Origin of the sequence: Microcystis aeruginosa NIES-843 (genome assembly GCF_000010625.1) — a bacterium.
In the GTDB taxonomy this organism is placed as follows: domain Bacteria; phylum Cyanobacteriota; class Cyanobacteriia; order Cyanobacteriales; family Microcystaceae; genus Microcystis; species Microcystis aeruginosa.
This window is the reverse complement of record NC_010296.1, coordinates 1,609,267-1,632,977: the sequence shown is the minus strand read 5'-3', so window position 1 is coordinate 1,632,977 and position 23,711 is coordinate 1,609,267. Positions and strand designations below refer to the sequence as shown.

At 41.2% G+C, this 23,711-nt stretch carries 21 protein-coding genes and 5 pseudogenes; 11 read left to right on the top strand and 15 right to left on the bottom strand.

From position 1 onward, the window contains the following. Positions 1-38 precede the first annotated feature (38 nt). The gene (locus MAE_RS07970; protein ID WP_231859747.1) at positions 39-395 is read left to right on the top strand and encodes a hypothetical protein; all 357 of its coding nucleotides are present in this window, start codon (positions 39-41) and stop codon (positions 393-395) included. Positions 396-527: 132 nt separating this feature from the next. On the opposite strand, the gene MAE_RS07965 is transcribed toward MAE_RS07970, so the two are convergent. From MAE_RS07965 to MAE_RS07930, 8 genes are all read right to left on the bottom strand, one after another. Then, the gene (locus tag MAE_RS07965; RefSeq protein WP_002781446.1) at positions 528-848 is read right to left on the bottom strand and encodes a DUF5615 family PIN-like protein; all 321 of its coding nucleotides are present in this window, start codon (positions 846-848) and stop codon (positions 528-530) included. Between the two features lies 1 nt (position 849). Beyond that, positions 850-1,068 (bottom strand): DUF433 domain-containing protein, encoded by a 219-nt coding sequence (locus MAE_RS07960; protein ID WP_002781447.1) that lies wholly within the window; start codon positions 1,066-1,068, stop codon positions 850-852. A gap of 310 nt (positions 1,069-1,378) precedes the next feature. After that, positions 1,379-3,067: a SulP family inorganic anion transporter gene (locus MAE_RS07955; RefSeq protein ID WP_012265121.1), complete on the bottom strand. Its 1,689-nt coding sequence runs from the start codon at positions 3,065-3,067 to the stop codon at positions 1,379-1,381. A 350-nt stretch (positions 3,068-3,417) separates the two neighbouring features. Further along, positions 3,418-4,101 (bottom strand): Mo-dependent nitrogenase C-terminal domain-containing protein, encoded by a 684-nt coding sequence (locus tag MAE_RS07950; protein WP_002754710.1) that lies wholly within the window; start codon positions 4,099-4,101, stop codon positions 3,418-3,420. Between the two features lie 239 nt (positions 4,102-4,340). Then, positions 4,341-5,726 (bottom strand): UDP-glucose dehydrogenase family protein, encoded by a 1,386-nt coding sequence (locus MAE_RS07945; RefSeq protein ID WP_012265120.1) that lies wholly within the window; start codon positions 5,724-5,726, stop codon positions 4,341-4,343. 45 nt (positions 5,727-5,771) lie between these two features. Beyond that, positions 5,772-6,698, bottom strand: a complete 927-nt coding sequence (locus MAE_RS07940) for a UDP-glucuronic acid decarboxylase family protein (RefSeq protein WP_012265119.1) — start codon at positions 6,696-6,698, stop codon at positions 5,772-5,774. Positions 6,699-6,906: 208 nt separating this feature from the next. Beyond that, positions 6,907-7,335, bottom strand: coding sequence for a type II toxin-antitoxin system VapC family toxin (locus MAE_RS07935; RefSeq protein WP_002781451.1), 429 nt, complete (start codon positions 7,333-7,335; stop codon positions 6,907-6,909). Continuing rightward, positions 7,332-7,568 (bottom strand): hypothetical protein, encoded by a 237-nt coding sequence (locus MAE_RS07930; protein ID WP_002746188.1) that lies wholly within the window; start codon positions 7,566-7,568, stop codon positions 7,332-7,334. Before MAE_RS07930 ends, MAE_RS07935 begins: the two co-directional genes overlap by 4 nt. 372 nt (positions 7,569-7,940) lie before the next feature. On the opposite strand from MAE_RS07930, the gene polA reads away from it, so the two are divergent. From polA to MAE_RS07915, 3 genes are all read left to right on the top strand, one after another. After that, positions 7,941-10,811, top strand: coding sequence for a DNA polymerase I (gene polA / locus MAE_RS07925; RefSeq protein WP_012265118.1), 2,871 nt, complete (start codon positions 7,941-7,943; stop codon positions 10,809-10,811). 4 nt (positions 10,812-10,815) lie between these two features. Continuing rightward, positions 10,816-11,061: a hypothetical protein gene (locus tag MAE_RS07920; protein WP_002746191.1), complete on the top strand. Its 246-nt coding sequence runs from the start codon at positions 10,816-10,818 to the stop codon at positions 11,059-11,061. A 172-nt stretch (positions 11,062-11,233) separates the two neighbouring features. Continuing rightward, positions 11,234-11,443: a heavy-metal-associated domain-containing protein gene (locus MAE_RS07915; protein ID WP_012265117.1), complete on the top strand. Its 210-nt coding sequence runs from the start codon at positions 11,234-11,236 to the stop codon at positions 11,441-11,443. Positions 11,444-12,399: 956 nt separating this feature from the next. On the opposite strand, the gene MAE_RS07910 is transcribed toward MAE_RS07915, so the two are convergent. Beyond that, positions 12,400-13,241, bottom strand: a protein-coding gene (locus MAE_RS07910; protein ID WP_231859746.1) for an IS5 family transposase whose coding sequence is annotated in 2 segments (ribosomal slippage) — positions 12,400-12,614 and positions 12,614-13,241 — 843 coding nt in all. Because the reading frame shifts where the segments join, the coding sequence is not laid out codon by codon here. Positions 13,242-13,337: 96 nt separating this feature from the next. Continuing rightward, positions 13,338-13,514: pseudogene (locus MAE_RS34825) on the bottom strand (IS66 family transposase); the annotation flags it as partial. A gap of 90 nt (positions 13,515-13,604) precedes the next feature. Between MAE_RS34825 and MAE_RS27905 the strand changes: the two are divergent. Both MAE_RS27905 and MAE_RS34020 read left to right on the top strand, forming a co-directional pair. After that, positions 13,605-14,696, top strand: a pseudogene (locus MAE_RS27905) (ISAs1 family transposase). A 463-nt stretch (positions 14,697-15,159) separates the two neighbouring features. Beyond that, entirely contained in the window at positions 15,160-15,333 is a 174-nt protein-coding gene (locus MAE_RS34020) for a hypothetical protein (protein ID WP_002797876.1), read from the top strand. Between the two features lie 19 nt (positions 15,334-15,352). Here the strand turns inward: MAE_RS34020 and MAE_RS07890 are convergent, their stop codons facing one another. The 4 genes and pseudogenes from MAE_RS07890 to psbD form a co-directional block, all read right to left on the bottom strand. After that, on the bottom strand, positions 15,353-15,931 hold the full coding sequence (locus MAE_RS07890) for a CPBP family glutamic-type intramembrane protease (protein WP_231859745.1): 579 nt from the start codon (positions 15,929-15,931) through the stop codon (positions 15,353-15,355). A 434-nt stretch (positions 15,932-16,365) separates the two neighbouring features. Further along, positions 16,366-17,442 (bottom strand): annotated as a pseudogene (locus MAE_RS07885) (ISL3 family transposase); the annotation flags it as partial. Between the two features lie 77 nt (positions 17,443-17,519). Then, the gene (locus MAE_RS07880; RefSeq protein WP_158303500.1) at positions 17,520-17,696 is read right to left on the bottom strand and encodes a hypothetical protein; all 177 of its coding nucleotides are present in this window, start codon (positions 17,694-17,696) and stop codon (positions 17,520-17,522) included. A gap of 328 nt (positions 17,697-18,024) precedes the next feature. Further along, positions 18,025-19,080, bottom strand: coding sequence for a photosystem II D2 protein (photosystem q(a) protein) (psbD, locus tag MAE_RS07875; protein ID WP_002737445.1), 1,056 nt, complete (start codon positions 19,078-19,080; stop codon positions 18,025-18,027). A 1,211-nt stretch (positions 19,081-20,291) separates the two neighbouring features. On the opposite strand from psbD, the gene MAE_RS33750 reads away from it, so the two are divergent. From MAE_RS33750 to MAE_RS07855, 3 genes and pseudogenes are all read left to right on the top strand, one after another. Then, positions 20,292-20,498, top strand: coding sequence for a hypothetical protein (locus MAE_RS33750; RefSeq protein ID WP_012265107.1), 207 nt, complete (start codon positions 20,292-20,294; stop codon positions 20,496-20,498). Positions 20,499-20,572: 74 nt separating this feature from the next. After that, positions 20,573-21,838, top strand: a pseudogene (locus MAE_RS07865) (IS701 family transposase). Between the two features lie 136 nt (positions 21,839-21,974). Further along, positions 21,975-22,987, top strand: a pseudogene (locus MAE_RS07855) (adenine-specific methyltransferase EcoRI family protein). Here the strand turns inward: MAE_RS07855 and MAE_RS34820 are convergent. Continuing rightward, complete coding sequence (locus MAE_RS34820) at positions 22,949-23,248, bottom strand: hypothetical protein (RefSeq protein WP_231859744.1); 300 nt, start codon at positions 23,246-23,248, stop codon at positions 22,949-22,951. The pseudogene MAE_RS07855 and the gene MAE_RS34820 sit on opposite strands and share 39 nt — an antisense overlap. A gap of 6 nt (positions 23,249-23,254) precedes the next feature. Between MAE_RS34820 and MAE_RS07850 the strand changes: the two genes are divergently transcribed. Then, a complete protein-coding gene (locus MAE_RS07850; protein ID WP_002744562.1) occupies positions 23,255-23,482 on the top strand; it encodes a type II toxin-antitoxin system HicA family toxin in 228 nt (75 codons plus the stop codon). Positions 23,483-23,484: 2 nt separating this feature from the next. Continuing rightward, a complete protein-coding gene (locus tag MAE_RS07845) occupies positions 23,485-23,706 on the top strand; it encodes a type II toxin-antitoxin system HicB family antitoxin (RefSeq protein ID WP_002795684.1) in 222 nt (73 codons plus the stop codon). Positions 23,707-23,711: the final 5 nt, after the last annotated feature.

Here is a 23,711-nt window from a genome sequence, read left to right as displayed (position 1 = left end):
AGTAACTACTCACTATGAGAGTCATTAAAATCCTTTTTATGTTCATTGGTGTGGGATTAATTCATTCTGCTCCCATACAAGCAAACAATATGAGTAATGATATTTTAATTAGCCAATCTCGTCGTCAGTATCAGTGTAAAACAGGACCTATGTTTATTAATGAAAGACAAATAGTTGAACCTAATATATCTGGTGCTTCAGTTAGCGGTGATTATTGTTATGTTCCTGTGTCAGCTGGAAAATGTATAGCGATGGCTCCTTTTTTCAATTTTGGTGGTGGTAGTGGTCCATCGGGAATGAGCAAATGTAATCCTAATAGTATTACTGTCACAGATGACGCAACTGGTATCAAATATTATCGATTTAATGGAGGAGATAGCTTTGTTCTTCAATAATTGATATTTTATCATCTCATCGAGTGCGATCACCAATTTTGTAGGCTGCATTAACGCAGTGTAATGCAGCATTGCCTTAATATCTTAGCCCAGACTCTTGAAAAATGGCTTAAATTCATTTTAAATAGGTTGTTATAAACTTACTACTGTTGCTGTTCCTTTTGTTACTGTTGCCAAAACTTCTAAAACTTTAGGGACCAAAGGCTTTAAATCAGCCAAACGATTTGATTGTGATTGTAAAATAATAATAGCTAGATTAAACTGCGGTAAATTTTGCTCAAACGGCAAATTCTTATCCACTGTAATAAAAATATCAAATTCTTGTGAAGCTAAACCTAACAGTTGACCATTCTTGATCCCAGTCCATCCCATTTGCGGAACAGTTTTGATATTATAACCTGTAAACTCCCTCATTAATCTTCGGTCAATACATTCATCTAAAAGAAGCCTCATTTCACGCTACCCTATCAATAAGCTCTTTTTCAAATTCTGCAAGTAAGCTAATAACTTGTTCTCTTGTTACCGTTGGAAAACCCTCTAAAAAATCATCAATTGATTCTCCTGCTTTAAGATAATCAAAAAGTGTTTGTATCGGAACTCTAGTACCTGAAAAAACAGGAACACCACTCATAGTTTCAGGAGATACATGGATAAGAGGCGAATATTTAGCCATTTTGATTACCTTCTTAGCTTCTACAGAGTAGATTAACCCAGAGCAATACGTCTTGTCTTTATATTCTAGCCTAGATTCTTGAAAAATGGGTTAAACTGATGCTAAATAGGTTAGGGAAGTGACTTTCAGTTAATGATGCTAAAAATGAACAATAATCTAAAATCAAGCCGATAATGACTAAATGCAACCGACGGAAGCCCAACTTAGACAACTCTATCAGCTAATTTCAATAAAGTGCGAAAACTATGGACGGGTAGGTTCTTTATGGGAGGGGAGGTCGGCGACGACCTTCTCGACCCCTAACTATCAGTTAACGATTTTTAAAAGCTTCGATCGCCGCCGGCAAAGTATAGTAAATTCTCTCCTCGCTAACTTTATCTAACAAGCGAGAAAGTTGCAATTGTAAGTACAGATCGTGTTTAACCCTAGCGAGGGCAAAAACTATACCCCGTCTTGATAATTCTGCCGCTAATTCCTCAAGAATCTCCACTGCTGTACTATCCAATTCCCCAAGGGCCTCCGTATTCAAGACAAACCATTCTACCGGTTTTGTCTCCCGGGCAATGGCGCTGAGGGCGCGACGTTTAAAGTCGGCCGCATTAGCAAAAAATAAGGGGGCATCGTAACGATAGATAACTAAACCCGGTATTGTTTGCGCTTCCGGCCAATCCTGGAGCGCGTGTAAACCCATCACCCCCGGAACCGTACCCAAGACCGCATCATCGGGCCGAGTAATGCGGGCCAATAAATCGATAACCGAGAGACCGATGGCGATGGCAACCCCGCTTAAAATCCCCGTGGTTAGCACCCCCACCATGGTCAGGACAGCGAGATTAAACTCACTATTGCGAAAGCTTTTTAGTCGTTTAGCGCCAGCAATATCCACCAGTTTACAGGCCGCATAAATCACCAGCGCACCCAAGGCAGCCTTCGGAAAGAGTGCCAGTACTGGACCGAGCAGGAAAATGACCGCCACCACCACCACTGCCACCACCAGGGAGTAAAGTTGACTTTTACTGCCCACCGAATCGCCCACCGCGGTGCGACTGGCGCTGCTGCTGATGGGAAATCCCTGACAAAAACCCGCCGCCAGATTCCCCAGTCCTAGGGCTAAAAATTCTTGATTGGCATCGATTTCTTGGTTATGACGTGCGGCGAAGGCTCTGGCGGTCAAGACGTTATCGGAATAGCCCACCAGGGCAATGCCGACGGCTGCGGTTACTAGGGGTAGTAATTGGGAAAAATCTAGGGTTGGTAAGCCAAAATTCGGCAAAGTATTGCTAATTTTCCCCACTACTGCCACCCCCTCTCCATCGAGATGGAGGGTGGCGACGGCGAGGGTTCCCAGTAAAACCGCCAGCAAGGGACCCGGTGCTTTGGGAAAATATTTTTGGATGACAAATAGAAATAGTAGCAGCAATAGAGCGAGGCTAAGGGTTGGCCAGTGCCATTGGTTTATTCCCCGAAAAAAAGCTAAAATTTCTTTAAAAACCGTATTTTCACCGATTGACAAACCACTAATTTTACCCAGTTGTCCGGCAATCATGATCACCGCCACTCCCGCCATATAACCGATCAGGATCGGTTTGGAGAGTAAATTAGCTAAAAATCCCAAGCGAGCGATATAACCAACTAAACAGATTAAACCGACCATTAGGGCTAAAAAAGCCGCTAAACTGCCGTAATTTTCTCCTTGAAGGCTCACCATCGGTGCGATCGCTGCCGCCGTCATCACTGCCGTGGTCGATTCTGGTCCGAGGGATAGTTGCGATGAGGAGCCGAAAAGGGCGTAAACTAGGGCGGCTGGCACGAGAGTCCACAATCCCACCACGGGATCGACCCCGGCCAGGTCCCCGTAAGCCATACACTGGGGAATAGCGTAGGCCGCCACGGTGACACCGGCGAGTATATCTCGGCCCAGCCACTGCCATTGATAGGAGCGCAGGTTTTTTAGCCCGGGTAAATCAGGAAAATCGACTCGTCGGGAGTTTTTACTCATAGTTTTTCTCTCTTAACGGCGACTTAACCTAATTTTAACGGAAGAATTAGCTAGGGTCTGCTGAAAAAGTTTGTTGGTGGGGGCAGGGTGTGGGGTGTGGGGTGTGGGGTGTAGGGTTTTACCGATTTTGAGGTAGTCAGTTACCTAATTTTCAGGGAAAAAGTACCTGAATTTTACCCCCGATCACTCCAATGGTCAGCACTTTTTGAGGGGAAAAAAGTCTAAAAGCCTTATCCAACAAGGTTTTTAGATTTATTCAGCCAGCCCTGGCTAGGAAAAGCCCTTAGGTTGAGATATTTTCTGTCAGCAGGATATTTATACCATGTTAGCCGCAATTTTAATTAAATTGGCTAAATATACTCAGAAATATCTTCTTGACAATCATCGGCTAAGTATGAAAGGGCGCGGAAGCGTAACCCGACTAATTGCTCGTAGAGAGGATTTAACTTGCACAGAGGCGGAATATGGACTAATTTATGACCAAACAGCACGATATCGCGTTCAAAAGGACATTGAGGCGGCACCATTTTGCAGATAAACCGGGCCAAGCGCGGATCGTGCATTTCTACCCCATCTAACCAATCTTTGAGGGGATGAAGCAGATCCGGGTGGGGATGTTCGGCGCTGATAAACTCGGATTTATTCGCTTCTGTGGTAATTTCGGGAATTTCACAGATAGTATGTTCTAAAGCTGACAGGGCCTCGATTTCTAACCCGAAAGCATCCCGATAACTACGCAGTAATTGCGCTTCTGCGGGGGAATAAATGCCGTCGGCGATCGCTACCATGACCGCCGTGCGGAGGAAGTTTTCTGATATTTTGGGGTCATGACCGAAACTTGCGGCCAATTCTTCGGGACTAATCGATTGATAGAGAACGTGGTCGTCATCTAATTCTAATTCGTGAGCGAAACGGGCGATCGATTCCTGTTCGCTGGTGCTATAATCCCCATCAGACCAGGCAATTGTCAGTAATCCCCGTAACCAGTCCCTAACTTGTTCGTTAGTGTAGCGGTATTGAACAGAGCTAACCATAGTTATTGCTAAAACTGATTTCTAGTTTCTCAATTCAATTCTACCGATCGCTTCTGGATTCTAGTAGCCCCGTTCATATCATTTAACTATAGCCAATAACCCCATGGTCAACTAGGAAGTTTTCGGGTTTCAGCTGGCATAATCGGGCAGTTTTCGCCTCCAGGAGCAGGGGTAAGGGTTGCTGCTTCTTGCTCCTTCCCCACCCGCGTCAGTCCTGATAAAAAGGCGGATTGCTGGGATTAACGTCCAATCCCCAGGTAACGGAAACCGGCTGCTGTCACCACCGCAGGATCGAGGAAATTGCGACCATCAATTAACACGGGTTCGCGCATGGTTTTAACCATTTTGCCGTAGTCAAGACGGAGAAATTCTTGCCATTCCGTCACCACCACCAAAGCGTCACAACCATCGGCCAATCTTTCCGGATCCGATTCGATAATCACACCACTGAGACCGTGACTTAAACCACTTTGGGAAACGATCGGATCGTAAGCTTTTACCTTAGCACCTAAACGATTTAACTGTTCGATCATAGTTAAAGCCGGGGCATCGCGCATATCATCGGTATCGGGTTTAAAAGTTAATCCCAACAAACCGACGGTTTTACCCTTGAGGATTTTTAATTCCTGTTGCAGTTTTTCGATCGCAATTGTCCGTTGACGTTTGTTAACATTGATAGCGGCGTTGAGTAATTCCGTTTCGTAACCGTAGTCTTCTGCGGTATGTACCAAAGCCGACACATCTTTGGGGAAACAGGAACCCCCCCAACCGATCCCGGCCGAGAGGAATTTGCTACCGATACGGGAATCTAAACCGATACCTTTAGCCACTTGGGTGACATCGGCTCCCACGCGATCGCAGATGTTAGCTACTTCGTTAATAAAGCTAATTTTGGTGGCTAGGAAGGCATTAGCGGCGTATTTAATCATTTCCGCCGAACTGAGATCCGTAACCACCACGGGAACGGGAGGCAAGGAGGTATCCTCAGCGAATTGGCGTTCAATCAAAGGCGCGTACAATTCCTTCATCATTTCGATTGCTTTCGGGTTATTACTGCCTAAAACAATGCGATCGGGGTTAAAAGTATCATAAACCGCCGAACCTTCCCGTAAAAATTCGGGATTACTGACCACATCGAATTCCGCTTCAATACGTTCTAATGTACTAATACCGCCCCCAGCGGCCACGAGATTTTTTTGTCTCTCGGCCACGCCATCGAGGACGATCATCCGTACCCAATCGCCAGAACCGATGGGAACGGTAGATTTATTGACGATTACTTTATAACCACCGTTGAGATGGGCCCCAATACCCCGGGCCACCGCTTCCACATAACGGGTGTCACTTTCCCCAGTCGGTAGTGCTGGTGTACCAACAGCGATAAAGAGGATTTCGCCGTGTTTAACTCCCGCTTCTAGGTCTGTGGAAAATTCCAGATTGCCAGAGGCTGCCGAAGACTGCATTAATTCCGATAACCCCGGTTCATAGATGGGGGATTGTCCCGATTTCATCAATTTGACTTTTTCTTCGTTGTTATCAATACAGATAACATGATGGCCGATATGTGCTAGGCACACCCCGGTGACTAAACCCACATAACCCGTTCCGATAACACAAACACGCATGATAATTACTCCAGTGACAATTAAGTTAAATTTATTGATTAGGGATTAGCTTAGACGAGAACGGAAATCCTCGATCGTCATTTTTAAACCCTGACTTAGAGGAATAGTTGGACTCCAATCCAGATAAGTTTTAGCACGAGTGATATCCGGTTGTCTTTGCTTGGGATCATCTTCCGGCAGTGGTTTATAGACCAATTCGGCCTCGGGATTAATCATGCCTTGGATGACTTGCGCTAATTCCAAAATTGTGTATTCGTCGGGATTGCCTAAATTAACCGGCCCGATAAAGTCTCCATTCATCAAACGCATTAACCCTTCCACCAGGTCAGAAACATAGCAAAAACTGCGGGTTTGGGAACCTTCACCATACACCGTTAAGGGTTCACCTCGCAAAGCTTGGACCACGAAATTACTCACCACTCGTCCATCGTTTTCCAACATTCGCGGGCCGTAGGTGTTGAAAATCCGAGCCACCCGGATATCGACTTTATGCTCCCGATAATACTCAAAAGCCAGGGTTTCCGCTACCCGTTTACCCTCGTCATAACAGGAACGCGGTCCGATGCAGTTGACATTACCTCGATATTCTTCCGTTTGCGGATGCACATCGGGATCGCCATAGACTTCCGAGGTAGAAGCGAGCAAAAATCGCGCTTTTACCCTTTTAGCTAGGCCCAGCATATACATAGTCCCTAAAACATTGGTTTTAATCGTTTTTACGGGATTATATTGATAGTGAATTGGGGAAGCAGGACAGGCTAGGTGATAGATCTGATCCACCTCCAAACGGATCGGCTCGGTGATATCGTGACGAATTAGCTCAAAATAAGGATTTCCTAGCCATTTAACGATATTTCGGCGCACCCCCGTGTAGAAGTTATCCAGACAGATCACTTCATGACCCTGTTCCATCAAGCGATCGATTAGATGGGAACCAATAAAACCTGCACCGCCTGTAACTAGGATTCTCATGTAATCGCAAAGTACTCATATAAAATTATTCTTAAAATACCCTTACGCTGGCTTTTTGGCAAATATTTTTTTTGAGGCGGTGTTAAGTATCAGTGATCAGTTATCAGTTATCAGTTATCAGCGATCGCCGATGCCAGGCTAATGGCTGAATAATGGCTGGGTAATCCTTAAAAAATGTAACAATTTTCGTAGTCATCCCTACAGAGTTCTATATTGTCCAATCTTGTAGGCGTAAATTAGGGATTTGAGAGAAATCACGATAATTGCGTGTTACTAAAATACTGTTTTCTGATAAACTAATCGCTGCAATTCTTAAATCTTGTGTTCCTATACGAATTTTTTGCTCCCGTAATTCTCTGAAATGATAATGAGCTTCTAAAGTATAGTTCAAAATTTTAAATTTGCTCAGATAATTAACTATATCTCTCAAACCTTGATAGCCTTTGATTAACTTTTCATATTGATTGCTTTGAGAGTATTTTCTGATCACGCTGAACCATCCTCTTACTTGTTCTTCTAAAGTAATAATTGTTATAGCCGTATCATCAGGATCGATAGACGCTACTCTCCGAACTAAGTTCGGATGTAGTTTTTGCAGTAGGGTTATATGATCGGTATCTAATATATATTGAGTCACGGTGTTTCAACTTGTTGACTGTCTTCTTGGTCAACTTTTTGACGATAGGTTTCTATACTCTCTATGACTTCATCTAAGAGGGGATTATAGGTTAGTGTAACTGGTATATTGAGCAGTGGATGCTCTTGTTGTTGTTTTTTCTGCGCTAATTTTTCAAATAATTGGTTTTGTTCTTCTAAAGAAAGTTGATCGATAGATTCTATAATCTGGCTAAGAGAAAGATGAGGAGTCATAAATTACAAGCCTTTTTGACTAGATATTGATGCTAGTGTAGCATAATTCCCTTCGCTAACAGCTTTAAAACAGAACCTACAGTAATCCGCATTTTTCTGATAGTTAGTTATTCTAAACAAATATTGGGAGCTACTGTAATTCGGTCTAGTTTTTCCCTAGTGGTACAAGCAGGATGCCTGTAAATGCTATTGATGCAATTGGTAGCACAATCGGCCGCCTGTCAAGAGATAGAAAGATTTAAGTTTAGAACAATGCCAGCATCTGTTATACTCTAAACAGAAAAACCCCCCTTGTCAAATTTGGGCAAAATAGGGAATGTAAATTTTATACAATATTTAGTATTATTTTGATAGGACTAAAGAGGCTAGATTATGACCAGTACCGAGCAAAATAAGCTATTTATCCTGATTGATGGGCATTCTTTGGCTTTTCGTGCCTATTATGCCTTTGCCAAGTCTCGTTCTGGTCCTCTGCGTACTTCTACCGGCATTCCCACCAGTGTGTGCTTTGGGTTTTTAAATTCTCTGATGCAGTTACTTGAAACTCAAAAACCCACTTATTTAGCAGTTGCTTTTGATTTAGCAGCTCCTTCTTTTCGCCATGAAGCTGATGCCAATTATAAGGCTAATCGGCAAGAGACTCCCGAAGAATTTCGCCCCGATTTAACTAATCTGCAAAGTCTCTTGGCAGCGATGAATATTCCTATTGTGACTTCTCCGGGTTATGAAGCAGATGATGTTTTAGGAACTTTGGCAAAACAAGCCGGTGATCATGGTTATACGGTCAAGATTTTAACAGGCGATCGAGATTTATTCCAATTGGTAGATGAGGAGAAAAAAACCACGGTTCTCTATCTGGATATTAATGCGGTCAAAAGTACATCGGGACAGGGTTATACAGAATTCAATTCCCAAGCTGTCACGGAAAAGTTAGGGGTGACACCAAAACAGGTAGTAGATTTTAAAGCTCTTTGCGGTGATAAGTCTGATAATATCCCCGGGGTGCGCGGAATTGGCGAAAAAACAGCGATAGATTTATTAAAAAAATACGATAACTTAGACGATATATATACCAATCTGGAATCGATTAAGGGAATGGTAAAAACTAAATTATTAGAGGGAAAAACCGCCGCCGAAAGTTCTCGCTATTTAGCCAAAATTGCCCTTGATGCCCCCGTTAGTCTCGAGGAAGAGAAATTTCGTCTCCGAGGTTTTAATCGGCGTTTAGTTCAACCTTTATTGGCAAGATTAGAGTTAAAGAAAATTCTCCAGAAACTCGATCAAATTCAACAGCATCTAGGTGGCACTCCTACCCTAGAATTAACTAGCGATGCTGATTCTAATCAATTGTCTCTGTTTGATTTACCCCCTATTTCTCCACCGGTTCTAATTGCTCCCGACATTATTGATACTATTCCTAAGTTAGATGCTTTACTGGCAAAATTAACAACTTTCACTAATCCACATTTTCCCGTCGCTTGGGACACCGAAACCACGGATTTAAATCCTCGTGTAGCCAAATTGGTCGGGATCGGTTGCTGTTGGGGAAAAGAATTAAATGCTATGGCCTATATTCCCATCGGCCACCAGAGCGGTGATAATTTAAATCTAGAGATAGTTCTCGAAAAATTACGCCCAATTTTAGCCAGTGATGATTATCCAAAAGTCTTCCAGAATGCGAAATTTGATATTGATGTTTTTTATCATCAAGGAATTACCGTTAAAGGTCTAGTTTTTGATACTATGGTGGCTAGTTATGTCCTCCATCCCGAACTAACTCATAATCTCGAAGATTTATGCGATCGCTATTTAACTGGCATCACTTCCCTTAGTTATAAAAGTCTCGGTATTCCTGCGGGAAAAACCATCGCTGATTTAGATATTCCCACCACTGCTAACTACTGCGGATTAGATGCCTACGCTACCTATTTACTTCGAGAAAAATTACAGGCAGAATTAACTAAAATTCCCCCTTTGTATCAATTATTCTCTGAAATAGAATCTCCCTTAGTCATGGTGCTGTGGCAGATGGAAAATTATGGTATAAAAATTAATATCAATTATCTAAAAAACTTTTCCCAGCAACTAGAAAGAGACCTAGCATACATAGAAAAAAATGCCTACGAATCTATCGGAGAAACTTTTAATCTTAGCTCTCCTAAACAGTTAAGTGAAATCCTCTTCGATCGATTGGCACTCAATCGCAAAAAATCCAGAAAAACTAAAACAGGTTACTCCACCGATCAAAGTGTTTTAGAGAAACTACAAGGAGATCATCCCTTAGTTGATTATATCCTTGAACATCGCACCTTATCCAAATTAAAATCAACCTATGTGGATGCTTTACCGAAATTAGCCGAACCAAAAACCGCACGAGTACATACAGATTTTAATCAAACCATCACCAGCACCGGACGCTTATCATCCTCCAATCCTAACCTGCAAAATATCCCCATTCGCAGTGAATTTTCCAGACGAATTCGTCAAGCTTTTATTCCCGAAAATGGTTACTTATTAGTGTCAGCGGACTACTCACAAATCGAGTTAAGAATTCTCGCTCATCTCAGCCAAGAACCAGTTTTATTAGAAGCCTATCGTAGTAATCAAGATGTGCATAAAGTCACCGCTCAATTGCTCTTTGATAAAAGGGAAATTACCCCCGAAGAACGCAGTTTAGGAAAAACAATTAACTTCGGGGTTATTTATGGCATGGGAGCGCAAAAATTCGCCCGTGAATCGAAATTAACCGTAGAACAGGGCAGAAAATTTATTGAAAAATATCATCAACGTTATGCCCAAGTATTTGAGTATTTAGAGAATAGCAAAAAACAAGCGATCACTCAGGGATATGTGGAAACAATTTTGGGCAGAAGACGTTATTTTAACTTCGATAATCCTCTCTTAAAAAGACTGCGGGGACTGTCCTTACATGACATCGATTTAGATAGCCTCAAACTCAACAACGAGGAGGCACAATTATTAAGATCGGCCGCTAATGCGCCCATTCAGGGTTCCAGTGCTGATATTATTAAAGTAGCGATGGTAAAATTGGCAGAGGTACTGCAAAATTATCGAGCGAGATTACTGCTGCAAGTCCATGATGAATTAGTCTTGGAAGTACCGAGGGAAGAATGGCCATCCCTAGAGTCAAAAATCAAGACGACTATGGAAGAAGCTGTCTCCTTGACGATCCCTCTCTTGGTAGAAATTAAAGCCGGTGACAATTGGATGGAAACCAAATAAAACTATGATCGAAAACAGACAATTTTTAACCCCAGAAGAATCCGCAGATGTGGACGCTGCCCTCTTGACTTCTCCCGAAAAATTCCTGACTCGTTTAACGATTTCTTCCCTACGCTTACTAAAAATAATCGCCGAAGATACGGGAGTAACCCTAGAAGAACTAACCCATAAACAGGTAATCCAATGGCTAGAAAAAGATAGTCAACTGCGTCGGGAACAGGGGATCGAAGCGGCAGTGCTGAAATGGTAAATAAACTCTTAAAAAATCAGCTACCTCTGACAATTTATGCTAGTTTTTAGCTATAATTTACTGAACGCAATTAATCACACAGATTTAACTACTTCTTGCCTATTGCCTATTGCCTATCCTAACCAAGAAATTAATTTTGCAAGACTACTTATAAGTTACTGGAGTTACAACAATGACAATTACCCTAAAAGTGCCTAGTATTGCCTGTGAAGGTTGCGCTAATACCATTACTAAAGCGATTAACAATCAGCAACCGGCGGCCCAAATATCGGTGGATGTAGCCAATAAAATCGTCACGGTAGAAACCACCGCATCCCCCGCAGAAATTGCCCAATGGATCAGCGAAGTCGGCCATACTGTTGAATCTGGGAGTGAGGGTTGACATCCTCCCCCGTTAAAAATAGACCTCTGGTAAAAATCCAGGGTAGTTCTATTTTTGTCTTGATCAGATTAGTTTGACTCTCAAGCTTTCTAGTTGTTGGTTTATCCAAGCGGTTGCCGTTTCTTCATCGGTTTCTATCGCTTTTTCTACTCCTAGAGTAGCAATTTCTAATAGTTGTTTGGATTTTGCTTTTCAAGCACTCTTAGAGTCAAGGTGCGATCGCTTTCAAAAGTTCTGTTAATTTATTTTTCCATCAGGGTAATCGCATATTGATAAGACCTCTTGCAAAAGTCTTAAGTCGATCCTTGTACAGCAACATTTTTGAAGATTATCAACTACTAATAAATAATTAACTGAAAGTCCTTCCCATTATTGTTTCTATCGTTTGTTTTCGGATTTATGCAAGAGGTCTATAGAGTTCTCAAATTCCGAGGAGTTAGGTCTAAAATTCGATGGGCAACTCAGGCTTTGACCTGCACAAGGCTCCGGAATCTCTGGTTTTGCCAGTCATTATGGCCTAACAAACCCCCAACTGACCTTATCTCCCACATTCCGCACCCTAGTCGTTGAAATCAAAAGTTGCTCTAGCCCTTGTATAGTAAGACTTTTAGCGATTACTAAGAATTATGAAGTGTCACACTCTAGTCAGCGATCGCCAGCTTAATGAGAGTTTATCTCAATAATTTGGTATCAGAGCTATCAGATTTTTAGGGCTAATTGTGCGTCTGCTGGGCAAACAAATTAGCCTGTAATTCAGAGCCGGCAATCGTTTTGACGATTTAGATAAAATTTTCAATGTGACAGTTGAGGGTGCGGAATGTGGGTTATCTACTCAGTTCCTTAAATTCCCAAAACTCCTCATCAACTACAGGATTAACATCTACCTCCTCTCGCTGTCAACGGCACTGGCGGCTAAGATTTTCACCATGAAATCATTAGATCTCTTGCAAAAGTAATCAAGATATATCCTTTTGTCGGTAACGAAGTTCGTAATTGTAGATACCAGCAATCAAATTCAATCTCAGACCAAATCGCCGTCTGCGATTTCTGTATCTTGATGAAAGTATCCGAAATATTTTGAGACGAAGATGAATATGTTCTATAACTATGCGCCGTTGTGATAACTGACGATTGGCTTTTTTTTGCTCTTTACTTAGTTTTTCTTTTTTCTTTTTTTATGAGGAATTTGACTGTTTTGATGGATTTTCTGAATTCCTTGATAGCCTTTATCCCCTAATATTTCTATTTCCTTATTTAACCTTATTTTGCTCTCTTTCCACAGTCGAAAATCATGGACTCTTCCTTTCTCACAACGGACACAGATTACCTGCTCGCTTTTTTGATCGGCAACGACTTGCGACTTTAATGTGTGGTATCCCTGCTTGCCACTATAGCATGATTTCTGTTTTTTTTTGGGTCTTTCTATCTCCTGTTCTGACACATCCACCACTATTACTTCTATTTCACTATTACTTTCTAATAGGGCTTTTTTTCTGGGTAGATTAAACAGACCTGATTTGATGAGAATATTCTCTACTTTCCTAACAATTCTATACGCCGTTGATTCGTTAATACCCCAACTATTTCCCAGATGAAAATAGGTGCGATATTCTCGCCAATATTCTAATGTTATTAGTAGTTGGTCTTCCGTACTCAATTTGCTAGGTCTACCTGTCTTTTTTTGCCAAACTTTTTCTGCCTTTAGGACTGTTACCATATCCTTAAATGTATCTGGATACACGCCACACAAGCGTTTGAACTCTGTTGGCTTTAAAGTTTTTACTTGTTCGTAATTCATCTTTCAATCTTAACTCTTGGACTATTTTATCCTATTTTGTCTAGACTTATGCAAGAGATCTACTATCAAAGTGCGTTGTCGGCGTTCACCCGGGGCGAGATGGATGCTGCCACAATGGGGGCACTTTTCGGCTTTGACGCTCTCAGTGCGGTCTATTCGTCCAAATCCTTTGCGGGTTTTTCCCTCATGCCCTTTTTGCCCTCCTGGGCTGCGTCCCTCTTTCTTTTCGCCTTCTTTGGCTTTTTCTGGCTTTCTTAGCAAGTCTGTGGAGGGTAGGGCTGTTTCATTCTCCCATCAGAATATCAAAAGTAAAAGCGATCACAGTCAGGTAAAATGAGGAGTGACCGCCAACTTTTTAAATATATGTTGAGCTTAATAGAAAAACTAAAACAAGTCAAGGACTTTCGGAAAGATCAAGGAAAAAGACACCCTTTATGGATAGTATTAATAGTAATAATACTGGTAACAATGCTAGGATACTCAGGTTATAGAGAACTGGGAGAGTTCGCTAAAAATAATCGGCACAGGCTCAGTCAAGAATTTAACATAATTCCAGAAAGAGTCCCATCCTATTCAACAATTAGAAGGGTAATGATGGGAGTTGAATGGCAGAGTTTGTTAAAAATGTTTAATGAATGGGCATTACAAGAATATGGACAAAGAAGTGATATAAATTGGCTAGGCATAGATGGAAAAAGTCTCAAAAACACCCTAAAGAATCCTAACAATGAACAACAAAATTTTATTATGTTTGTCTCATTGTTTAGTCAAGAAAGTGGATGAGTATTACACTTAAAAAGAATCGAAAACAAAAAAGGGTCTGAAATCGACGAAGATCAAGCTATAATTCAGGATTGCTCTCTCCAAAATAAAGTTTTTACTGGGGATGCTTTACACTGTCAGAAAAAAACAATCAGCTTAATAGCCAAGAGTAAAAATGACTATGTTATCACCGTTAAAGGAAATCAGAAAAATCTTTATAAGCGAATACAAGACCTGAGTAATTCCTCAAAGCCAGAAAGTTGTTTTCTTGAACAAGACAATAGTCATGGACGAAAAATATCAAGAAAAATAGAAGTTTTTAAAGTGAGGAAAAATGAAAGACAAGGGTTTGAAAATCTGCGCCGAATTATTAAAGTAGAAAGAAGGGGTAGTCGCGGGGATAAAACTTATGAAGAAACAGCTTACTATATCAGTAGCCTAACCGAATCCGCCCAAGTATTTGCTAAAATTATTCGAGGACATTGGAAAATAGAAAATCAGTTACATTGGGTAAAAGATGTAATTTTTGAGGAAGATAAAAGCGAGATAAGTGATTTTCAAGCGGCCAGCAATTGGTCAATTCTCACAACTATAGGATTGAATCTTTTCAGAGGTTTGGGTTTTCTCTCAATAACAGAGGGACAGAGGTGGTTAGCTGAACGTGGGGAAAAACTGATAGTTTTATCGACGTAAGAAGCAGAAAAATTAGCTAAATTAACAGGATGTACTCTCAGAAAATTTGAAGAGAGATAGGCTTTTAGTGGCTTGGAAACAAGCTTTATCAATTTATTCATAATCAATATTGGCAGAGGATTAAAGATTAGTTATTGTCACTAACTTTTTTGATTAGAAAAAGATAAACTTGAGAATTTTCATTCAAATTTATTGACTCAAAATCCGCTGTACTTAATTTAAATGAATCAACCCTACGCTGTAGGGGGGATTAAGAGAATTTCCGCCGTTCCGTTACTGGCTAAAAATCGGGAAAAAGCCCAATAAATCTAAAGATGCCCAAAATCCTTAACTGGTTACTAGATACTGGTTAACGGAACAATGGGAAGAATTGATGAAACAACTCAATCTGTTTAAAGAGAGCGATCTCGCGTAGCGAGCGCGTTGCGACCGCAAGCTCCCTCGTCAACAAGAAAAGCTAGTCGTGGACAAAGAGAACCTTGTCCTTTGGAAGCAGCGCATTTTCGAGTACCAGCAATCTACTAGGGAGCAGAAACAGCTGCAACAGCGGGCTTTATTCGATTTACCCCGTCAAACTTGGCATACTCCCAACGAAATTGACCCTTTCGTCTTGATTCTCACTGGTACTATCAACTAAAACAAGACAAATTTGATCTCTAATTTGCTTTAGATAACATCCTGTATCCATCAAAAAAAATTAGCCATCCGACCACAACGAGCCAATGAATTATTGCCGAGAGCCAAAGTGAACCAGATTTAAAATAGGAAATTGTACAGATTACGCCTAGTAGTGTCATTGAAAACAGAAAAATTGGGTTAAAAAAAGTTGGAAAACCTGCTCGATAAAAAGTTAAAGCGTTCAAAGGATGATAAACAATATAAGCAATTAAGCTAATACTTCCCCACACAAACATGGAGATAAGCGAAGGGTTTTCTAAATTAACATTGGGCAAGAGTAAAACTCGGAAAATGATTTCCTCTCCCATTGCAGGCATGAAAAAGAGAAATACAAGCAATCGGGTTAGTTTTGGCCATGACAGGGTTAGTATTTCAAATTTAATAAAGTTAAACCTAAATCCTAGAGGTAAGACAATTAAAGTAAATAATAATAAGAGTAGGAGGGATAGCCCACAGTCAGCCAAAGATGGAATCACCGAAAAAGCTACATTTAGGCGAAGAAAAATTACTCTAACTATGGGTTCAATAAAAGTGTAAATCTGTTGACTTATTACCATTAACGACATTTAATCAAGTCAGAAGTTGGTGGGGTGAATTCGATGAAGGCAATATCGTCTTTATTGATTTGTAAGAGATGATTTTTTGTTGGATTTACTTGTTTTTTTTGCAAGCATCGGTTCCAATATCGGGACGTTGGGGATGTGTCTGACCGTGATTGTAGTTTTTCGGTTCTTTAGATTGTCCGCTATTACTTTTTGCTTTTGCCATGATTACCCCGCTATCCTGTGATCGCTTATTCGAGCTGCATCTAGTTATTAATTGATGAGAATAGATAGCGATCGCTGATCGAGAAGCTTAATACTTTTGACATAATCTGATTTAATCTAAGATAGTGTACATTATATAGCATCTTATAAGTAATCTAATCTACCATCTAACAAAAAGTATCTGATCAAGGTTAGATGGGCTCTTCGTTACCCTTTATGCTAAATCAACATACAAGATGCCAAGATAACATACTTCTAACCCAAAAATTCCGAAAGTTTCTAAAGCCATAGCCTCTCCGTTTTATTAGTTTAAGTTTATTGTTGATTCCCTCGACCACCCCATTCGTTGTCCTTCGCTCGAAATAACTAATTATTTCTCCAAACCAGTTTCGGATTGTTTGACAACTCTTGGTAAAAACACTGGAGGATTTTGCCAACCATTCCGAGATGGATAGCATTCCCTCTGTCGGATTCTTTGAGGTTTCATAAATCTTTCTAAATTCTTCCTTTAATTCCTGCATCTTTTTCAAATTTGTCAAATTTTCTTTGATAGCTTCTAGTTTAATTTTTTGGGGTTCCGTTAAATCTTCTTCATTTTTTAACAGGCTATATTTACTTCGCTTTAAAACTTCTAGCTTTGCTTCTTTTTCCGCTTTCTGTTTTTTATTTTTCTGCGCTTCTACGGCTCTTTTTTCCGCTCTTCTCTGTTCGTCTAACTCTTGATTAATTTGTTTCATGACATGGAATCTATCGGCGACTACCTCGGCCGATGGCATCAATTCTTTCATCAAATTTTTATAGGGCAACCAAAGATCTATGCTGACTTCTTCAATTTGCTCTAACACCTCTTTTCCCCAGCCCGTAAGCGTTTCTCTCAACTCCTCTTGTGTTCGCTTCTCTAGAATAGCTATTAGTTTTCCCGTATCTAAATTTACTAAAACCGCACAGTAATTTTTTTGTCCTTTGACTAGAGCGATTTCATCAATTCCTAGTCTTTTTAATTTCGATAAATCTGGCTCTGTAATTTCTTCGGCGATGTCCTCTACCATTCTTTGAATCTCTTCTTCCGTTACGTTATTTCTTCGGCTAACATTTAAAATATCTCCTTCTTTTAATTGTTCGAGTATATTTTCGGCTAGTCTTTTCGTATAGGTTCGTTTCTTGGCGACAAAATCTAACTCTTCGCTAAAGGGTCTCTGACAATTACCGCACTTAAATTGACGACGATTAACTTGTAGGTACACTGGTTGTCCTGAGATTGGTAAATCTTTGACTAAATATCGATGATTTTGGTGTAGTTTAGGGAGCATCTCACCTTTGTAACCCCTAAATCAGGTTTTATGTCAAGCTATTTTGAAAGCCTTGCTAGAAACCAGTTTTAGGGACAAGTATAATTACTCGCTTGCATAAATGAGACGCTCCCGTAGTTTTCAAATTCTGACCAGGGAATGAGGTTGGCCATAATTACCCAACGATTTTCTTGGGATAATTTCCCCTCAAAGGGCAGCTCGAAGTTTTCCGGTGGGGTTGAGGGTAACTCGATTTTACGGTACATTAGCACTAATGAGAGAAGATGCAAGGGTGATGCAAGGGTTTTGAGCGATTCTAGCAGATTTAAGTGCATTTGGGAAGCTCTCAATCAAGCTAAAAGCCCTTTCCTGTAAGGTTTTTACCATTATTCAGCAAACCCTATTTAGAGAATTGGTATTAAGCTTAGACGCATTTAAGTTTCCTACTCGTATCCCTATCTACAAGGCGTTCCAGGATATTAAAGTGCAATGTAAGTGCGTCTAAGCTTAGTTGCTTGAAGTGCGTTAATCAACAAAAAAGAAGGGTGATTTAACTTCACCCTTCCCTCTAATCAGTGAATTTTCTTGCCATCTTTAGAGAGCGTTACCGCGAGGTAATACTTCTTCAGGGAAGATAAAGTTTTCGTGGGGTTGGTCTTGGGGAGCCATCCAAGCTCTCAGACCTTCGTTAAGCAGAATATTTTTAGTGTAGAAGGTTTCAAATTCCGGGTCTTCCGCCGCTCTCAATTCCTGAGAAACGAAGTCATAGGCCCGTAGGTTAAGCGCTAATCCAACCACACCCACAGCACTCATCCATAAACCAGTCACGGGGACAAAGAGCATGAAGAAGTGTAACCAACGTTTGTTAGAGAAAGCGATGCCGAAGATTTGCGACCAGAAACGGTTCGCAGTGACCATGGAGTAGGTTTCTTCCGCTTGGGTGGGTTCAAAAGCTCGGAAAGTGTTGGAACCTTCACCGTCTTCAAACAGGGTATTTTCTACGGTCGCTCCGTGAATAGCACAGAGAAGCGCACCACCGAGGATACCAGCTACACCCATCATGTGGAAGGGGTTGAGGGTCCAGTTGTGGAAGCCTTGGAAGAAGAGAATAAAACGGAAGATACCAGCCACGCCGAAGCTAGGGGCAAAGAACCAGCTAGACTGACCGAGGGGGTACATCAGGAAGACACTGACGAACACCGCAATCGGACCTGAGAAGGCGAGGGCGTTGTAGGGACGAATGCCGACCAAACGGGCGATTTCAAACTGACGTAGCATGAAGCCAATCAGACCGAAAGCACCGTGCAGGGCGACAAAGGGCCATAAACCGCCGATTTGACACCAACGGGTGAAGTTACCTTGGGCTTCCGGTCCCCAGAGAAAGAGGATGGAGTGACCGAAGGCATCGGCGGGGGTGGAGACGGCTACAGTCAGGAAGTTGCCGCCTTCCAGGTAGGAACTGGCTAACCCGTGGGTGTACCAGGAGGTGACGAAGGTGGTGCCGGTTAACCATCCACCTAGGGCCATGAAGGCGCAGGGGAAGAGTAGTAAACCAGACCAACCGATGAAGACGAAACGGTCTCTTTTGAGCCAGTCATCGAGAGCATCAAACAGCCCTCTTTCTGGGGCGCGTCCGACAGCAATGGTCATGGGGGTTTTCTCCGAAAAATGTATATTATTGCTAAGATTCCGCCCTCTCTCCTCCATCCATCCGAGCAGGCGAGCAGATGTGTGGAAGAATTGTGAGAAATCTTTACTTTTCTTAACTTACACTATATTGGAAAAAATAGCCAATGTTTTTCAGGTCGATCTTAAGAAAATCTAAAATTTTTCGGCGAGACCACTTGCTGCGCATTGCGGGCGGAGATGGGGAGATGGGGAGATGGGGAGATGGGGAGTTATGCCGCCTCAATTGCTTGGTATTGTCGTCTTCACGTCTTGAGTGGAATGCTAGACCCCTCTGTGCGGTAATTATCCTCAAATTGCGGTGATTAAACCGCACGGTGCGCTATTGGGTTTTATTTAGGGTTTGCGGCAAAAAGCTTTTCGGTGGTGGCAGGGTGTGGGGTGTGGTGCAATTCGTTGGCTAGAAACTAGACAGTAAGACGTTTAGAGGATTAGCCGCTTGGTAAATGTAGTACCTTGATAACTTTATAACCCTACAGGTGCGGGTTAGTAATAACCTTAGTCCTGTCCTCTAGATGCCTAGAGTGACGGCATTTCCTGCTGCTTTAGACTTGGTACATCTGAGGTAGTGAGCGAGGAAAAAAAAGCGGTATCTGATAGCCTAAATCAGAAACCCGTTGAGCCAGAACCTATGGATAGCCCTGGGGCGAAGATACGAATTAACCATCGTCAACACCCACGAGCCAAAAGGCTGACAGGCTCGAAACAAAAGTTAACAGAGTTGGGGCTGATAGCTCATACCACTATCAGTAAGGCATTCCCGTTACTCTGTTGTGGACAGTATCATCCTAAGGGTTCAACCAATGGTTATAGGGAACGAAGTAACCCTGATTGACTCTGCCCGTTCGGGGCAGTAGGAAACCATCCGCAAGTCAATAGAGGGAGAGGATGTCCTTAAAAGCCAAGGCTTTGAGTAATATCAAAGATATGCTGACAAAGGACGGGTAACTAGGAAGTCTAAGCAACAATCAACGGTCATATACGCCCTAAAACCAACAATCTTGTCTGGTGGGGATACAGCCAAGAGGGTTGAATAGACAAGGAAATAATAATTCCCATTATTATTCTACTAATGACAGTAGCCTAGTTACTCAGGAGCCGGATACGGCGAAAGTCGTAAGTCCGGTTTTGAAGCAGGGGGTGGGAAGGCGACTTCCTGCTCTACTGTAACGGGTGTGGGGTGTGGGGTGTGGGGTTTTATCGATTTTCAGGTGGTCAAGTACCTAATTTTCTGGGAAAAAGTCCCGGAATTTTCCCCCCGATCCCCGCAATGGCTGGCACTTTTTGAGGGGAAAAAAGTCCAAAAGTCTTATCCAACAAGGTTTTTAGATTTATTCAGCAGACCCTATTTAGGGGGTGTTAGACCGATGGAAGTGGGATAGTGGGACTTAAACACAGAACCGAACTTTTTTAGCTATAATCAAGTCATAGTAGGCTTTCACGTCAAAATACGCCCATGGGAGAAACGACCCCATCCGCTATGCCGCCCTGCTTCGAGAGATGGTGCGCTAGATTCGATGACTGTTTCAAAAACCAGTCGCAAAAAGATGGCTTCCGACAATATTTAGGCGGATTATTAGGAGAAAGCGAGCGAAAAAACCTAACCCAGATGGCGGATAACTCGGTGGGGGTGGTTTATCACCGATTACATCACTTTTTAACCGAGGCTCCTTGGTCGGCGACGCCAATTAACCAACGTCGTCTGGAAGTGATGAACAAATGCTCGCCGACTAGGATCGGCGTGGGCTTCACGATGATTCTGGATGATTCGGGACATCGAAAAAGTGGCAATTTTACCGAGGGAGTCGGAAGACAATACCTCGGTGAGATCGGCAAGACAGACAACGGAGTAGTGGTAGTAACCACCCATCTCTACGACGGGAAAAAAAGCTTACCCTTAGACATCGAGCTCTATCAACCGGCATCTTCTCTACTATCGGGAAAAGAAGACGAAGAGTTGAAAAAGAAACCCGAACTCGGACTCGAATTAATCGACCGAAGTTTAAAGCGAAAATACCGACCGAAAATTGTCTTGATAGATGCGGGGTATGAAAACAACACGCCGTTTCTGAAAGAGTTAGAAAAGAGAAAACTAAAGTATTTAGGAGGAGTGGCTAAAAATCGAAAAATTATCCGAAAAACGGAATCAGGAATCGAGGAAGAAATCAGTCTGGAGAAATTAGCAAAAAGCTTGAATCTAGAGAGTTTTAACCCAGTAATTCTCTCAGTTGAAAAACCGAAAACCCTATACGTGTTTATTGTTTACGCTCGCATCGCTTCTTGAGAAGAAGAGAGAACTTTTGCCATCGTCATGAACGCAAGTTCTTGGGAAGAAGCGACGGACATCGATTATTTTATCACGAATGTCCAGGCGGAAAAAGTAACCCCGCAATGGGTAGTAGAAACTTACTCCCAAAGAAATTGGGTAGAAGTTTTCTATCGAGAGGCGAAAGGATGGTTAGGGCTAAGAGAATATCGGGTTCGCGAGAAAGAAAGCCTTCTTCGCCATTTTATCCTAGTGTTTTGTGCCTACACTTTTATTCTCTGGCATCACTTAACCGGGGGACTACAAAGGCGATGGGCGAATAAACCTTTGGAGACATTTACTGATGCTTTGGAGGCTTTTCGTACAGCGATGTCTTTTCGTTTTTTCACTTGGCTAACGCAGAATATTGATGTCTTTTCCGCTCACAAAGCGGCTTTGGGCTACATTTGGGCTTGAAATTTGTTTAAGTCCCAATATTATGCTTAAAATTTCTAAAACCTCTCTTCAATTATTAGGCAGTGAAATATTTAATCAGATAACCAAAAGTAAATAACTAAAAACAAAAGATTTATTAAATCAAAAAAGGTTGAACATGGCAAGAAATGCGACAAATAAATTATTGCAAAATGCTAAAAAATTAAAAAGTGACGAGTTTTATACACAACTTTCAGATATAGAAAGTGAGTTGCAACACTATAAAAGTCATTTTGAAAATAAAGTAGTTTATTGCAATTGCGATGACCCCCGAATTAGTAACTTTTTTAAGTATTTTGCCTCAAACTTTAAAAAGTTAGGTCTAAAAAAAATAATAACATCTTGTTATCGAGAACAAGTGAGAGATTTATTTAATGCAGAAGAAGATGAAAAGGGTTTTTTCTTTGAATATACAGGTACAGAGAGAGAAAAAAATAAACATAGTTCAACTGACATTGTTTACTTTAATGGGGATGGGGATTTTCGTAGTCCTGAAAGTATTGAACTATTAAAAAAGTCCGATATTGTTGTGACTAATCCCCCATTTTCATTATTCAGAGAATATGTAGCTCAATTAGTTAAATACGACAAAAAGTTTTTGATAATTGGCAATATTAATGCAATAACCTATCAAGAAATTTTCAAACTAATTAAAGAAAACAAAGCGTGGTTAGGAATAAATCTTGGTAGAGGTATTTCTGGTTTTATTGTTCCCGAACAATATGAACTTTATGGAACAGAGGCTCGTATTGACAATTCTCTCCAAATAATTGTTTATGGTTAACCAACTTAGACACATCAAAACGACAGGAAGATATGGCTCTCACAAAAAGATATTTTGGCAATGAAGCTGAATATCCAAAATATGACAATTATGATGGAATTAATGTCAATAAAACCCAAGACATTCCCTTAGACTTCAAGGGGGTTATGGGTGTACCAATAACATTTTTACATAAATTCAATCCCGACCAATTTGAAATAATTAAATTCAGGAAAGGGAATGATGATAAAGATTTATCAGTAAATGGAAAATGTCCGTATTTTAGAATACTAATCAAGAATAAACGAATAAAAACTGAATATATTGATTTAACTGACAAAGAAAAACAATGTATAACTCAGTCCTAGGGTGCGTTCCCTAATGCAAGTCCTACTACTCCAGCGATCGATTTTGGAGAACGCACCATGCACATTGATTGCAGCTGTGAGTCTAAGTGCGATGCCGAAGAACGTAGTGCGATCGCCGTCATCTTCTTGATTAATGTTTAAAACTGCCATTGCTTGGGATAGGAACGCAGAGGGCGATCGCTTTTTGGGGATGAGGAGGGGAAAATAGCGATCATCTTGGGTTAAAATGGATTTTTGCTCAAGCTCATTGTTGAATGGCATTCACTCGTGTCTAAAAGGGATAAACTACTAGAACTACTGAAGAATAGTCCTAATAACGCAAGATTCAACGATATTTGTCAACTGCTAGAATTAGAAGGGTTTTCCCTTGATAGAATTACAGGTAGCCATCACATTTTTAAAAGAAATGATATTATTTTGGTCATACCTGTTCATAATAAAAAAGTAAAATCTGTTTATATTCGTCGAGTTCTTGAAATTATCGGAGATAACTAAAGATGAATTATCCAATTATTATTTATCCCTGTGAAGAAGGCGGTTTTGTCGCTGAAATTCCAGCACTATCTGGCTGTTTGGCTCAGGGTGAAACCTTAGAAGAAACCCTACAAGAATTACTGATAGTAAAAGATTTATGGTTAGAAACAGCCCAAAAATATAATCAAAAACTTCCCAACTTAGAAACAGAGATAGCGAAAATCAAAGCATTAAGCACTGTATAGAGCAA